Annotated in this window: 15 protein-coding genes; 7 read left to right on the top strand and 8 right to left on the bottom strand. The window is 73.3% G+C overall.

Annotated elements, in window-relative coordinates; all coding sequences use genetic code 11:
- The first annotated feature begins 66 nt into the window (after positions 1-66).
- Positions 67-519: a PaaI family thioesterase gene (locus G6N10_RS12780; RefSeq protein WP_085098716.1), complete on the top strand. Its 453-nt coding sequence runs from the start codon at positions 67-69 to the stop codon at positions 517-519.
- Between the two features lie 3 nt (positions 520-522).
- Here G6N10_RS12780 and msrA read toward each other — a convergent pair whose 3' ends face one another.
- Positions 523-1,023 (bottom strand): peptide-methionine (S)-S-oxide reductase MsrA, encoded by a 501-nt coding sequence (msrA, locus tag G6N10_RS12775; protein WP_085098713.1) that lies wholly within the window; start codon positions 1,021-1,023, stop codon positions 523-525.
- 108 nt (positions 1,024-1,131) lie between these two features.
- Between msrA and G6N10_RS12770 the strand changes: the two genes are divergently transcribed.
- Entirely contained in the window at positions 1,132-1,647 is a 516-nt protein-coding gene (locus G6N10_RS12770; RefSeq protein ID WP_085098710.1) for a nuclear transport factor 2 family protein, read from the top strand.
- 20 nt (positions 1,648-1,667) lie between these two features.
- A complete protein-coding gene (locus tag G6N10_RS12765) occupies positions 1,668-2,660 on the top strand; it encodes an NAD-dependent epimerase/dehydratase family protein (RefSeq protein ID WP_234810632.1) in 993 nt (330 codons plus the stop codon).
- Here G6N10_RS12765 and G6N10_RS12760 read toward each other — a convergent pair whose 3' ends face one another.
- The gene (locus G6N10_RS12760) at positions 2,661-3,131 is read right to left on the bottom strand and encodes an SRPBCC family protein (protein WP_085098703.1); all 471 of its coding nucleotides are present in this window, start codon (positions 3,129-3,131) and stop codon (positions 2,661-2,663) included. It lies immediately after the preceding gene.
- 32 nt (positions 3,132-3,163) lie between these two features.
- Positions 3,164-3,568, bottom strand: a complete 405-nt coding sequence (locus G6N10_RS12755; RefSeq protein WP_109750582.1) for a nuclear transport factor 2 family protein — start codon at positions 3,566-3,568, stop codon at positions 3,164-3,166.
- On the opposite strand from G6N10_RS12755, the gene G6N10_RS12750 reads away from it, so the two are divergent.
- Both G6N10_RS12750 and G6N10_RS12745 read left to right on the top strand, forming a co-directional pair.
- Positions 3,552-3,725 (top strand): hypothetical protein, encoded by a 174-nt coding sequence (locus G6N10_RS12750; RefSeq protein WP_163742135.1) that lies wholly within the window; start codon positions 3,552-3,554, stop codon positions 3,723-3,725. The genes G6N10_RS12755 and G6N10_RS12750 overlap by 17 nt on opposite strands.
- Before the next feature lie 34 nt (positions 3,726-3,759).
- On the top strand, positions 3,760-4,209 hold the full coding sequence (locus G6N10_RS12745) for a nitroreductase/quinone reductase family protein (protein ID WP_085098700.1): 450 nt from the start codon (positions 3,760-3,762) through the stop codon (positions 4,207-4,209).
- A 19-nt stretch (positions 4,210-4,228) separates the two neighbouring features.
- On the opposite strand, the gene G6N10_RS12740 is transcribed toward G6N10_RS12745, so the two are convergent.
- From G6N10_RS12740 to G6N10_RS12725, 4 genes are read right to left on the bottom strand one after another with little or no spacing between them, the layout of a single operon-like run.
- Entirely contained in the window at positions 4,229-4,489 is a 261-nt protein-coding gene (locus tag G6N10_RS12740; RefSeq protein ID WP_085098697.1) for an HPr family phosphocarrier protein, read from the bottom strand.
- Between the two features lie 34 nt (positions 4,490-4,523).
- On the bottom strand, positions 4,524-6,635 hold the full coding sequence (locus G6N10_RS12735; protein ID WP_085098694.1) for a PTS fructose transporter subunit IIABC: 2,112 nt from the start codon (positions 6,633-6,635) through the stop codon (positions 4,524-4,526).
- A gap of 31 nt (positions 6,636-6,666) precedes the next feature.
- The gene (locus G6N10_RS12730; RefSeq protein WP_085098691.1) at positions 6,667-7,638 is read right to left on the bottom strand and encodes a 1-phosphofructokinase family hexose kinase; all 972 of its coding nucleotides are present in this window, start codon (positions 7,636-7,638) and stop codon (positions 6,667-6,669) included.
- A complete protein-coding gene (locus G6N10_RS12725; RefSeq protein WP_085098688.1) occupies positions 7,635-8,402 on the bottom strand; it encodes a DeoR/GlpR family DNA-binding transcription regulator in 768 nt (255 codons plus the stop codon). Before G6N10_RS12725 ends, G6N10_RS12730 begins: the two co-directional genes overlap by 4 nt.
- Before the next feature lie 130 nt (positions 8,403-8,532).
- Between G6N10_RS12725 and G6N10_RS12720 the strand changes: the two genes are divergently transcribed.
- Both G6N10_RS12720 and G6N10_RS12715 read left to right on the top strand, forming a co-directional pair.
- Positions 8,533-10,209 carry a putative PEP-binding protein gene (locus G6N10_RS12720; protein ID WP_085098685.1) on the top strand — a complete coding sequence of 559 codons (1,677 nt, stop codon included), beginning with the start codon at positions 8,533-8,535 and terminating at the stop codon, positions 10,207-10,209.
- Between the two features lie 63 nt (positions 10,210-10,272).
- Positions 10,273-11,259 (top strand): pirin family protein, encoded by a 987-nt coding sequence (locus G6N10_RS12715; RefSeq protein ID WP_085098682.1) that lies wholly within the window; start codon positions 10,273-10,275, stop codon positions 11,257-11,259.
- Here G6N10_RS12715 and G6N10_RS12710 read toward each other — a convergent pair.
- Positions 11,244-13,367: an FUSC family protein gene (locus tag G6N10_RS12710; RefSeq protein ID WP_085098679.1), complete on the bottom strand. Its 2,124-nt coding sequence runs from the start codon at positions 13,365-13,367 to the stop codon at positions 11,244-11,246. The two genes, G6N10_RS12715 and G6N10_RS12710, sit on opposite strands and share 16 nt — an antisense overlap.
- Positions 13,368-13,394: the final 27 nt, after the last annotated feature.

Raw genomic sequence — 13,394 nt, 5'->3', positions numbered from 1 at the left:
TGCCCCGCCGGGGCGGGGCGTGCGAACCTCTGCCCCGCCGGGGCGGGGCGTGCGACGATCTGAGCCATGACCGAATCGCTCGTCGAGCAGATGAACGCCGCGCTGGCCACTACCATCCCAATCGCCGGGAAGATGGGCGTGCGGGTGGTCGAGGCGGGGCGCGGGTACGCCGTCACCTCGGTGCCCGCCGAAGGCAACGGCAACCACTTCGGCGTCATCTACGCCGGCGTGCAGTTCACCGTCGCGGAGGTGCTCGGCGGGATCATCGCGCTGGTGACCTTCGACACCGCCAAGTACTTCCCGCTGGTGAAGAACCTCGACATCAGCTACCGCGCGATGGCCAACACCGACCTGCGCGGCGAGGCCCGGATCGATGAGGAGACCATCGCCCGGATCGAGGCGGAGGCGGCCGAGCGCGGCAAGTCCGACTTCACCGTGGCCGCGACGGTCACCGACGCGAATGGTGTGGTGGTGGCCACCAGCACCGGGCACTACCAACTGCGGGCGTTGGTCAGGTAGCGGCTATCCGCGGGCCGGGAGCGTCCAGTCCGGCCGGGGGAAGTGGCAGGTGTACCCGTTCGGGTAGTGCTGCAGGTAGTCCTGATGCTCGGGCTCGGCCGCCCAGAACGGCTGCGCCGGCACCAGCTCGGTGACCACCGGCCCGGGCCAGCGTCCGGACGCGTCGACCTCGGCGATGGTGTCCTGCGCGACGCGGCGCTGGTCGTCGTCGAGGTAGAAGATCGCCGAGCGGTAACTGGAGCCGACGTCATTGCCCTGCCGGTTGGGCGTGCTCGGGTCGTGGATCTGGAAGAAGAACTCCAGCAGCGCCCGGTAGTCGGTCTGGGCGGGGTCGAAGACGATCTCGATGGCCTCGGCGTGGCCCGGGTGGTTGCGGTAGCTGGGCTGGTCGTTCTCGCCGCCGGTGTAGCCGACCCGGGTGTCGAGCACGCCGGGGCGGTTGCGGATGAGTTCCTGCATGCCCCAAAAGCATCCGCCCGCCAGGATCGCGGTCTGCGTTGCCATCGCTGCTCCTCGGTTCGGTGCCGTCGACCGTCACCTCACACCATACGTCCGGCCCTTTGGGCGCAGGATTCGCGAGACTTTCCGAATAGAACATGTTCTAGTTGACGGATGAGTGCCCCTGCCGTTGGACCCTTCAGCCGCGCCGAGTTGGAGGACGCCTTCGCCCGGTTCGAGCAGACCGTCGACGATGCCGCCAAGACCCAGGACTGGGACCTGTGGGTCGCGCACTACACCCCCGATGTGGACTACATCGAGCACGCCGCCGGCACCATGAAGGGCCGCGAACAGGTGCGCAGCTGGATCAAAGAGACCATGGGCAGCTTCCCGGGCAGCTACATGACGGCGTTCCCGTCGCGATGGTCGGTGATCGACGAGGCCCGCGGCCGGGTGATCTGCGAGCTCGACAACCCGATGCGCGATCCCGGCGACGGCACCATCATCAGCGCCACCAACATCTCCATCATCGACTACGCCGGCGACGGGCTGTGGAAGCGCCAGGAGGACGTCTACAACCCGCTGCGCTTCCTCAAAGCGACCCAGAAATGGTGCCGGCGGGCCGCCGAGCTGGGCACCCTCGACGGCGAGGCGGCGCGCTGGTACGAGCAGTTCGGCGGCGGCCGGTGAGCGCACCGACGGCGCTGGTGATGGGCGCCAACGGCTACCTCGGTTCGCACGTCACCCGGGCGCTGGTCGGCGACGGCGTCGAGGTGCGCGCGATGGTCCGCGCCGGCGCCGACACCACCGGCATCGACGACCTGGCCGTCACCCGATTCACCGGGGACATCTTCGACACCGACACCGTGCGGGCGGCGATGACCGGCGTCGACGTCGTCTACTACTGCGTGGTCGACACCCGGGCGTGGCTGCGCGACACCGCGCCGCTGTTTCGCACCAACGTCGAGGGACTGCGCGGCGTGCTGGACATCGCCGCCGAACTTGCGGCCGCCGGATCGCTGAAGAAGTTCGTGTTCACCAGCAGCTACGCCACCGTCGGGCGGCGCCGCGGCACGACCGCCACCGAGGACGACCGGATCTCGCCACGCGGGCTCACCGACTACGTCCGGTCCCGGGTGCAGGCCGAGGAGACCGTGCTCGACTACGCCCGGGATCGGGGCCTGCCCGCGGTCGCGATGTGCATCTCCACCACCTACGGCGCCGGCGACTACGGCATGACCCCGCACGGCGCGCTGATCGCCGGGACGGTGTTCGGCAAGCTGCCGTTCGTGTTCGGCGGGGTGTCGCTGGAGGCCGTCGGGATCGACGACGCGGCCCGGGCGATGATCGCCGCCGCGCAGCACGGCCGGGTGGGCGAGCGGTACCTGATCTCGGAGTCGATGATCAGCAACGCCGAGGTGGTGGCGATCGCCGCCGAGGAGGCCGGGGTGCCCGGGCCGCGGCGGGTGCTGCCGATCCCGGCGCTGTACGCGCTCGGGCTGCTGGGCACCCTCACCTCCCGGCTGCGCGGCACCGACGAGCGGCTCACCCTGGCGTCGGTGCGGCTGATGCGCGCCGAGGCGCCGGTCGACTGCGGCAAGGCGCGCCGCGAGCTGGGCTTCGACCCGGCTCCGGTGCAGCGCTCGGTGCGCGAGGCCGCGCGATTCTGGGCGGACCGCCGGGCGGCCCGCCGACGGGGCTGATCAGGGGTTCTCGGCGCGCCGCTTGAGCCGGGCCAGGGTGGCCTCGATGTGCTGACGGTTGGCGGCGTCACGATCGGACACCCCGGTCAGCAGGCCGGCCAGCGGCGAGAACCAGCCCGGCCGACGGTCCCAGGTGCTCTCGGTCAGCCGGGTGCCGGTCTCGGTCGGCTCCAGCTGGTAGCTCCAATGCGCGATCGGGATGCCCATCGCCCGCACGTCGAAGCCGAACTCCCGGCCGGCGGCGGCCCGGGTGACGGTGCAGTTGGTCGACCAGGTCTTCGAGCCGTTGCGGTTGCGGCCGGTGAAGACCGCGCCCGGCACGGCCGAATCGCCCTTCTTCCAGACCATCTCGGTGGTCTCCTCGGCCAGTGCGGCCAGCGTGGACAGATCGGTGATCAGCGCGTACACCGCCTGCGGGTCGGCGGCGATGTCGACCGAGGCGGTGGCGTTGGGGGCTGCTTGGGGTGCCATCGGGCCAGTTTAGGACGGGTCGCGGCGCGGGATCAGGGCAGCGGCCCGAACAGCTCGCGGGCCAGCTGGGTGTCGCCGTACTCGCGCAGCGAGGTGATCAGCCCGTCGTGGGTGTCGAACAGGAAGACCAGCGGGGCGTCGTAGCGGCGGCCGTCGGCCGTGGTGCCCTCGGCCTGCGCCTCGATGACGGTGTTCTCCGCCTCGTTGAGACAGCGGATCAGGTGGAACTCGATGTCGGCGCGGCTCCGGATCCGCTCGATGACCCGCCGCAGCGCGGCGGCGTCGTACTCCCGGCGGGTGACGTTGGACCAGTAGCTGAAGTCGTCGCTGACAAGTGAGAACGCCTCGTCCAGGTCGCCGCCGGTGCCGATGCTCTGCACGAACATCCAGCCCAGCTCGGCCTGCGGGTCATCAAACGGCGTGGTCACGCCGCTCATCCTGGCCCGGTCGGCCGCCGTCGTCAACGGCCGCGACGGGGTGTCCGCGACCCGGGACGCCCCGGGCCCGCCGGTTGCTGCACCGTCGGCCCGGGCGGCCACCGCGCCGACGGCTCAACCCGGTACGGGACGCGCCGGTGCGGGCGTCCAGGGGTGAGCGCTCGCGGGGCGGGGCGGACTACCGTGGAGCCATGAGCGCTGCCGAACCCGAGAAAAAGGGCCGGGGCAATCCGCTGGAGATCGGGCACCGGCTGCTGCTGGCGCTGACCTTCGGCCGGTACCCGCGGACCATCATGGGCATGAAGACCGTCGAGCTGCACACCGTCGGGCGCAAATCCGGACGGCGGTTCGCCAACATGCTGACCACGCCGGTGCATGACGACAACCGGATCGTGCTGGTGGCGTCCAAGGGCGGGGACCCCAAGGACCCGGACTGGTATCGCAACGCGGTGGCCAACCCGGAGGTCACGCTGACCGTGGACGGGGTGGTGCGCCCGATGACCGCGCGCACCGCGACCGCGGCCGAGCGCGACCAGCTCTGGCCCCGGGTGGTCAAGGCCTACCGCGGCTACGCGGGCTACCAGGCCAAGACCGACCGGGTGATCCCGCTGCTGATCTGCGAGCCGCGCGACGCGTCCTGACCGCGCCCGGGCGCCGAGCTCACTCGGCGTCGAGGTCCTTGCCGACGAGTTCGGCGATCTGCGCCAACACCGCGGCGTCGTCGCAGGCCACCGTCACCTCCGCCCCGTTGCCGGCACCCAGGGTCATGATCATCAGCGCGGAACCGGCGTCCACCGGCTCGCCGCCGTCATAGGCCAGGGTGACCTCGGCGCCGGAGGCGGTGACGGCGTCGGCGATGATCGCGGCCGGGCGGGCGTGCAGGCCGACGGCGGATCCGACGATGACATTCTTGCTGGGCATCTGATGCTCCTATCTCGGGGTTTTCCGGTGGGGGTCAGGCGGCGACGGGCGCCGGGGATGCGGGTGTGGACCCGGTCAGCTGTTTGGCGAGGATGACGGCGATCGCGCCGACGACGGTGCCCGCGGCCAGCGCCAGCACGAAGCCCAGCACATTGCCGATTGCGAAGATCACGAAGATGCCGCCGTGCGGCGCCTTCGAGGTGACGTCGAACGCCATCACCAGCGCGCCGGTCACCGCGCCGCCGGCCATCATCGACGGGATCACCCGCAGCGGGTCGGCCGCGGCGAACGGGATGGCGCCCTCGGAGATGAATGAGGCGCCCAGCAGCCAGGCCGCCCGGCCGTTCTCCCGCTCCGGCGCGCTGAACAGCCGGGGCCGCAGCGCGGTGGCCAGCGCCATCGCCAGCGGGGGCACCATGCCGGCGGCCATCACCGCGGCCATGATCCGCATGGACGGCACATCGGTGACCGAGAGCCCGGCCGCCGCGAAGGCATAGGCCGCCTTGTTCACCGGCCCGCCGAGGTCGAAGCACATCATCAGGCCGAGGATGATCCCGAGCACGATCACCGAGGCGCCGGTCATCCCGGCCAGCCAGTGCTCCAGGCCGTTCTTGGCGGCCGCCAGCGGACGGCCCAGCAGCAGGAACATCGACAGTCCGACGACCAGCGAGGCGCCCAGCGGGATGATCACCACCGGCATCAGGCCGCGCAGCCAGCGGGGCGCGTCGATCCGGCCGAGGGCCGCGGCGACCAGACCGGCGATCACGCCGCCGACCAGGCCGCCGATGAATCCGGCCTGCACGAAGACCGCCACCGCACCCGCGGTGAAGCCGGGCGCCAGGCCGGGCCGGTCAGCCATCGCGAAGGCGATGTAGCCGGCCAGCGCGGGCACCAGGAACATGAACGCCAGCTGCCCGACGCTGAACAGCACCGCGCCGAGGTAGACCCGCAGGCCGCCGTCGGGCAGGTCGGTCAGCGAGTTCGCGGCGGCGATGTGTGCGCCGACCGAGTTCAGGCCGTAGCCGGCCGGACGCTGCCCGTCGACACCATTGCCGAGCTGGTAGCCGCCGACCAGGAAGCCCAGCGCGATCAGCAGACCACCGGCGGCGACGAACGGGATCATGTAGCTCACGCCGGTGAGCAGGATCTGCCGGGTGCGGGTGCCCCAGCCGACATCGCCGGAGCCCGGCGCGGCATCGGCCGCGCCGCCGGCCCCGCCGCCGCCCTCGACCCGGGCGGCAGCCGGATTGCCCGCGGCGGCGACCGCCTCGGCGAGCATCGTGTCGGGTTCGTTGATGGCCCGCTTGACCCCGGAGGCGACGACCGGCTTGCCGGCGAACCGGCCGCGGTCCTTGACCCCGACGTCGGTGGCGAAGATGACGGCGTCGGCCGCGGCGATGACGTCGGCGGCCAGCGGGGTGCTGCCGGAGGAGCCCTGGGTCTCGACGGCGAACTCCACCCCAGCACGTTCGGCGGCCAGTGTGAGCGCGTCGGCGGCCATGTAGGTGTGTGCGATGCCGGTCGGGCAGGCGGTGACGGCGACCACCCGGGCGGCGTTCTTCGGCGCGTCGGCGGCCTGCGGCGCTGCCGGGGTGGCCGGGGTGCCGGGTGCGGCCGGTGTGGCGGCCGGCTTGGGCGAGGTGGGTTTGGGCGAGGTGGGTTTGGGCGAGGTGGGTTTGGGCGCGGGGTGGACCGCGCCGTCGATCAGCGTCACCACGTCCTCGGCGGTGCCGGCGTCCCGCAGCGCCGCGACGAAGTCCGGTCGCACCAGCGCGCGGGCCAGGCTGGACAGCAGCTTCATGTGCTCGGCGCCGCCGGCGTCCGGTGCGGCGATCAGGAACACCAGGTCGGCGCCGCCGTCGGGTGCGCCGAAGTCGACCTTGGGGTGCAGCCGGGCGAAGCCAATCGTCGGGACCTCGACGTACGGCGAGCGGCAGTGCGGGATGGCGATGCCACCGGGCAGCCCGGTGGCGGACTTGGCCTCGCGCTCCAGTGCCGCGCCGGTCAGACCGTCCGGGTCGGTGCAGCGGCCGGCGTCGGCGGCCTGGCGGGCCAGCCGGCCGATCACGGCGGCCTTGTCGGCACCGGCGTCGATGTCCAGGAGGACCAGGTCCGCGGTGGTGACCGGCTGTTCGGTGTTCGTCATGGCAGTACTTTCGTCGGCGTGATCAGGGGATTCAGGATCGGCGGCCGGCCAGTGCGGTGACCGTGACCGCGGCGGGGTCCAGCTGTTCGGGGCCCGGCAGCGCCGAGCCCGGCAGTGCCGCGGCGGCGCTGCCGTAGGCCACCGCCATGGCCAGGCAGTCGGCCGGTTCGGCGCCGCTGACCTCGGCCCGCAGGTAGCCGGCCAGCGACGAGTCCCCGGCCCCGACGGTGCTGCGCGCGGCGATCGGCGGCGGCACCGCCAGCCAGGCGGCGTCGGCGTTGACCAGCACCGCCCCGGCTGCGCCGAGGGTGGCCAGCACGGCGCTCACCCCGCGGTCCACCAGTTGGGCCGCCGCGGCCAGTACCGGCCCCGGATCGCCGTGCCGGGCGGCGGACTCCAGCGCCGCGGGGTCGGCGCCCACCAGCCCGGCCAGCTCCTCGGCGTTGGGCTTGATCAGATCCGGCGCGGCGGCCGTGAAGCCGGCGGCCAGCGCGGCCAGCGGCGCGTCGGAGGTGTCCACGGCGACCCGGGTACCGGCGCCGGTGAGCCGGCGGGTGATGTCGGCGTACCAGGTCACCGGCATGCCCGGGGGCAGCGATCCGGACAGCACCACCCAGTCGGCGCCGCCGGCCCGGGCCAGCACCGCCTCGGTCAGCGCGGCGGTGTCGCCGGCGTCGCGCACGGCGCCGGGCTCGTTGAGCTTGGTGGTGGTGCCGTCGGGTTCGGTGAGGGTGAGGTTGGTGCGCACCATGCCCGGGGCGGTCACGGTGGCGTGTCGGACGGCGGTGCCGGCCAGCAGCGTCAGGAAGGCGTCGCCGGGGCCGGCGGGCAGCAGGGCGACGGTGTCCACCCCGGCCATGGTCAGCGCGCGGGCGACGTTGACGCCCTTGCCGCCGGGCTCGGCGCAGACCGCCTCGACCCGCTGGACGGCGCCGCGGACCAGCGCCGACGGCAGCGTGATGGTGCGGTCGATGCTGGGGTTCGGGGTCACGGTGAGGATCACGCGAGCACCACCTCAACGCCCGCGGCGGTCAGCGACCGGTGGTCGGCGTCGGCGATGCCGCGATCGGTCACCAGCGCGTCGATCTCGGTGATCGGCGCGAAGCCGATGAAGGATTCCCGGCCGAGCTTGGCGGAGTCGGCGACGGCCACGACGTAGTTGGCGCTGCGGACCATGGCGCGCTTCACCGCGGCCTCCTCGCTGTCCGGGGTGGACAGGCCGTGCTCGACGGTGACGCCGTTGGCGCCCAGGAACGCGACGTCGACCCGCAGGGTCTCCAGCATCCGCACTGCGGCGTCGCCGACGGCGGCCTGGGTCTGGGCGCGGACCCGGCCGCCGAGCAGGTGCAGCGTCACCGTGGGCAGCCCGAACAACCGGGCCGCGACCGGGATGCTGTTGGTGACCACCGACAGCCGCCGGTCGGTGGGGATGTGGTCGGCGACCCGCGCGGTGGTGGTGCCGGCATCGATCAGCACGGTGCCGCCGTCGGGCGGAAAGAAGTCGGCGGCGGCGGCGCCGATGGCCGCCTTGGCCTCGGCGTGGGTGCTCTCGCGTTCGCTGACCCCGGGTTCGACCAGGCGCACCGCGCGGGTCGGGACCGCGCCGCCGTGCACCCGCTGCAGCACCCCGGTGCGCTCGAGCGCGGCCAGGTCGCGGCGCACCGTTTCGGTGGTGACCGCGTAGGCCTCGGCAAGCTCGGTCACCGACGCCCGCCCGCGGGCGAGCACGGTCGAGGCGATGGCCTGCTGACGTTCTTCGGGGTACACGGTGCTCCGGACTGTCGACGCCCCGCCGTTGGCGGCCGGGCCGGTTGGATTACGCCTGATTCATTTGGATATATGTTGTTTTAATCGTGAATGTGTTGCTTTGTCAAGAGTTTCTTGTAATCTGGCTCACATGAACATCGTCACGCCACCCATCTCACTGGCCGGAGTCCCCGTCGTTTCCGGGGTGCGCTACGCGCCGGTGATCCGGCCCGGCCGCGCGCCGCAGCCGGACCTGGCCGGGCTGGCCGAGCTGGCGGCCGCCGATCGGGAGGCCGAAGCCGCCCGCTTCGATGCCGCCGCCGCGGCGGTGGCCGCGCGGCTGCGCGACCGGGCGGCGGCGGCCACCGGCGTGGCCGCGGAAGTGTTGGCGGCGACCGCGCAACTGGCCCTGGACAAGGCCTGGCTGAGCCGGGCCCGCAGCGGCATCGCCGCGGGCGTCCCGGCGCCGCGGGCCACCCACGATTCGGTCGCCTTCTTTGCCGAGATGTTCGCCAAGGCGGGTGGACTGATGGCCGAGCGGGTCACCGACCTGTGCGACATCCGGGACCGGGTCACCGCCGAACTGCTCGGCCTGCCCGAGCCCGGCGTGCCGGTGCCGGCGACGCCGTCGATCCTGTGCGCCGACGACCTGGCCCCCGCCGACACCGCGGGCCTGGACCCGTCGCTGGTGGTCGGGCTGGCGACCAGCCTGGGCGGGCCGACCAGCCACACCGCGATCATCGCCCGGCAGTTGGGCATCCCGTGCGTGGTGGCGGTGGCCGGGCTCGACGGCGTCGCGGCCGAGACGATGGTGCTGATCGACGGCACCCGCGGGGTCGTCGTCGTCGAACCGGACCCGGCCCGGGCCGCGGCCGAGGTTGCGGCGGCCGAGCGGGCCGCCGCCGCGCTGGCGAACTGGGCCGGACCCGGCGGCACCGCCGACGGCCACCGCGTCGAGGTGCTGGCCAATGTGCAGGACGGTGCCGCCGCCCGGGCCGCCGCGGACACCCCGGCCGAGGGGGTGGGGCTGTTCCGCACCGAGCTGTGCTTCTTGAACCGGGAGACCGAACCGTCGGTGGCCGAGCAGGCCCAGATCTACGCCGAGGTGCTGGCGGCCTTCCCGGCGGGCAAGGTGGTGATCCGCACCCTGGACGCCGGATCCGACAAGCCGCTGAAGTTCGCCGGACACGCCGATGAGCCGAACCCGGCGCTCGGGGTGCGGGGCATCCGGATCGCGGTCGCCAACCCCGGCCTGCTGGACCGTCAGCTGGCCGGGATCGCCCGGGCCGCCGAACTCGCCGGGGTGGCGCCCTGGGTGATGGCGCCGATGATCGCCACCCCCGCCGAGGCCCGGGACTTCGCCGAGCGGGCCCGGGCGCACGGCCTGCGGCCCGGGGTGATGATCGAGATCCCGGCCGCCGCGTTGCTGGCCGACCGGATCCTCGAACACGTGGACTTCCTGTCCGTCGGCACCAACGATCTGGCTCAGTACACGATGGCCGCCGACCGGATGTCGGCCGAGCTGGCGGCGCTGACCGACCCCTGGCAGCCCGGGGTGCTGGCACTGGTGGCGGTGGCGGCCGCCGCGGGCCGCGCCGCGGGTAAGCCGGTCGGGGTGTGCGGGGAGGCGGCGGCCGACCCGCTGCTGGCCTGCGTGCTGGCCGGGATGGGCGTCACCTCGCTGTCGGCGGCCTCGGCCGCGGTCCCCGCGGTGGGCGCCCGGCTCGCCGCGGTATCGCTCGCGCAGTGCGAGGAGGCGGCCGCGGCGGTGCTGGCCGCGGCCGGCGCCGCGGAGGCGCGCGCCGCCGCGCACGCCCTGCTCGGCTGATCCGGGAATAAACGGACCGCAGTCCGGTTGATTGGGGTAGTTCTCAATTCAAGGAGGAATCCGATGCCTGCCATCACCGCCGACACGTTGACCCTGCCGCGGATCACCGCGGCCACCCCCGACCAGGCCGAACGGCCGGTGCGATCCATCACCACCGGCCCGCGCGGCATCGAGGGCGAGGGATTCCCGGTGGTCCGGGCCTTCGCCGGGGTGTCCGCCGCCGACCTCGACCCATTCGTCCACCTCGACCAGATGGGTGAGGTCGACTACGAACCGGGCGAACCGCGCGGCACCGACTGGCATCCGCACCGCGGCTTCGAGACCGTCACCTACATGATCGACGGGCAGTTCGCCCACCAGGACTCGCACGGCGGCGGCGGGCTGATCGGCGACGGCGCCACCCAGTGGATGACCGCCGGGTCGGGCATCCTGCACATCGAGACCCCGCCCGCCGAACTCGTCGAGAGCGGCGGCCTGTTCCACGGCCTGCAGCTGTGGGTGAACCTGCCGCGCGCCGACAAGTTCGCCGCCCCGCGCTACCAGTCCATCGAGGCCGAGCAGGCCGGGTTGCTGTCCTCGGCCGACGGCGGCGCGCTGCTGCGCCTGATCGCCGGCGACGTCGACGGGCACCGCGGCCCCGGCGTCACGCACACCCCGATCACCGTGGCGCACGCCACCGTGCAACCCGGTGCGCGGCTGAACCTGCCCTGGGACCGGAGCTTCAATGCGCTGGTCTACGTGCTGTCCGGGCGGGGCAGCGTCGGACCCGACGGCCACCCGATCGAGCAGGGCCAACTCGCGGTGCTCGGCGCCGGCGACCGGATCACGGTGGACGCCGCCGCAACCCAGGACGCCAACCGGCCGGCCCTGGAGGTGCTGCTGCTGGGCGGTAAGCCGATCCGGGAGCGGGTCTTCCACTACGGGCCGTTCGTGATGAACACCAAGGCCGAGGTGATCGAGGCGCTGGAGGACTACCAGGCGGGCCGGTTCGGGGCGATCCCGGCGGGCGCACTGCGGCCGCACCGGGCGACCGGTCAGCGCTCCGGGTAGGGCTTCGGATAGAGCTCCGGATAGAGCACTGCCAGCTCGCCGAGGTTGGCGGCGACCGACACCAGCGGCAACGCATCGGTGACCGGTCGCCCCACCTCGGCCGATTCGGCGCGCAGCGCCGTCACGAAATGTGCGGTGAACGCCACCGGGTCCCCGGCGCGATCGCACACCGCAGTCGCGAAGTCGTCCAGCACCGCGCGGGTGCCCGGGTAGGCCTCCGGCGCCGGTGGCCGGGGAATGTCGGCGATCAGATCGGCCGCCGCGCGCAGCGCGGTGACCCGGTTGGTCTCCTGGATGATCGGCGTCCGGATGTCGGCCGGCCCGCCGCTTTCCGACAGGTACTGGCGCAGGCCGTCGTCCAGGGTGCTGGCGGCGGCCAGCGCCTGCACCCCGAGGGCGGCGACGGCCGCGGGGTCGGTCCGGCCGGTGATCCGGCCGACGGCCGCGCGCAGGTAGGCGAAGCCGACGTCGGAGGCCGCCCGGATGGCCCGCTGCACGGCATTGCCGGTGCCGCGCGGCCACAGCAGCGTGGAGACCACCGCGCCGACCGTGCCGCCGACCAGAATGTCCTCGATCCGCAGCAGCCCGACCTGCCAGCCCGACGGGTGGATCAGGTTGAACACGATCAACACCAGCATGGTGAACGCGGCCTGGCCGGCCGCGAATGACCACAGCTTGGGCACGAACGCCGCCAGGAAGGCGACCACCGGCAACATCAGCCACATCACCACCGGATTGACCCCGAGCAGCTCGATCAGCACCGCGCCGACCGCGAAGCCGCCGCAGGTGCCGAGCACCGCGCGCAGCACGGTGGTGCCGGTGGTCAGGGCGGTGCTGCGCAGCACCGAGATGCTGGCCAGCACCACCCAGAATCCGTGCTGCACCGGGAACAGCTGGGTGGTGGCCACCGCCAGCGCCAGGCCAAGACCGGTGCGCAGGCTGTTGCGGACCACCACCGAGCGCCCGCTGAGGTAGCCCGACGGCATGTGCGCCACCGCCTCGATCTCCGAGAGCACCCAGTCCGAGGCGCGGGCGGCCGGCATGCCCCGGCCCAGCACCTGGCTGAGCACCGGCCGGGAGTCGGCCGCGGCGGCCCGGTTGATCAGTCGTCCGGTGGCGCCCACCTGGGCGCCGAAGGTCCGGCGCTCCAGCAGTCGCCGGCCCACCGCGACCGCCGCCCGGTCGTCGGGCTCGGTGAGGATGTCGCGGATCGCCTCGCGGTAGCTGCCCGCCGAGACGTCGCGCAACTCGGTGATGGCGGTGACCAGGCCGGTTCGGTCCGGGGGGTGGCGCCGGTTGCGCGGATCGGCCAGCAGCAGCGCCGATTCGCGCAGCACCCGCACCGCGGGCCCGGCCACCGCGCCGAGCGCGGCAGCGGTGTCGCCGGTGACCCGGTCGGTGAGCCAGCCCAGGTCGTCGACGACCCGGACCAGCGCCCGGCTGCCCGCCGTCAGCCCGACCGGGCGGAATTCCCCGTTGACGTAGTGCGCGAACAACGCGTTCATCGCGGCGTTGACCGCGCGGGCATCGGCGCGGCCCTCCAGCCGGTCGGCCAGCGCGGTGCACACCCGGGAGCAGTGCCGACGCAGCTTGTCGTGGTGCCGCGGCGGGAAGACGAACAGCGCGGCGGGCAGGCTGACGGCCAGCGCGATGGCCCAGCCCTGCAGCCGGTCGGGGACCGGCCCGACCGGGGTGCAGACCGGCAACACGAACGTCATCAGGATGGCCCGCTGCGCGGCGGCCGCCGAGGCGCTCAGCACCCCGGAGAAGGTGACCGCCACGCCAAGGGCGAACATCGTCGCGACGGCAAGCCCCGGGTGCGGCGCCACCGCGGTGCCCAGCGCGATCAGCCCGGCGCCGATCCCGCCGAGGGTCAGGTAGCTGACCGCGCGGCCCGGCCGGGTGCCGGGGAAGTCCACCACGATGAGCAGCGCGATGGCGCCGAAGATGGCGTACATCGTGGTCTGTTCCGTGCCGAAGGCGATGCCGAGCGCGGCGGCCACCGGGATCATCAGCCCGGCCCGGGCGGCGCGCCGGCGGGCGTCGTACTCCGGATCGCGCTCGGTCAGCGCGTCGAGCAGCCGGCGGACCGGACGCGGCAGGCGCATCCGCTCAACCTAGCGCCAGCCGGCCGG

This window comes from Mycolicibacterium fallax, from assembly GCF_010726955.1.
GTDB lineage: Bacteria > Actinomycetota > Actinomycetes > Mycobacteriales > Mycobacteriaceae > Mycobacterium > Mycobacterium fallax.
The sequence above is the reverse complement of the archived record's forward strand: the minus strand, read 5'-3'. Positions and strand labels throughout refer to the sequence as shown.